Raw genomic sequence first — 423 nt, forward strand, 5'->3', positions numbered from 1 at the left:
TTACATGGGCTGCTCGACGTTTAGTGAATATACTGTCGTTGCCGATGTATCGCTTGCTAAAATCAATCCTGAAGCCAATCCTGAGCAAGTCTGTCTATTAGGTTGCGGCGTGACTACAGGACTAGGTGCGGTAAAAAATACCGCTAAAGTACAAGAAGGCGACAGCGTCGCGGTGTTTGGGCTTGGTGGTATTGGGCTTGCTGTAATTCAAGGGGCCAAACTTGCCAAAGCAGGCCGTATTATCGCGGTTGATACCAACCCCGACAAATTTGAGCTAGCCCGTGAGTTTGGTGCGACCGATTTTGTGAATCCAAAAGATTATGACCAACCCATTCAACAAGTGATTGTTGAGATGAAAGGTTTGGGTGTGGATCACAGTTTTGAATGTATCGGTAACGTCAATGTCATGCGCTCGGCACTTGA

The 423-nt window shown here is 47.0% G+C and carries 1 protein-coding gene; it reads left to right on the plus strand.

The features are described 5' to 3' along the window. A partial coding sequence (locus tag M3175_RS26120; RefSeq protein ID WP_251524623.1) for a zinc-binding dehydrogenase occupies positions 1-423 on the plus strand: 423 nt, incomplete at both ends.

This window comes from Robertmurraya korlensis, assembly GCF_023715225.1.
In the GTDB taxonomy this organism is placed as follows: Bacteria; Bacillota; Bacilli; order Bacillales; family Cytobacillaceae; genus Robertmurraya_A.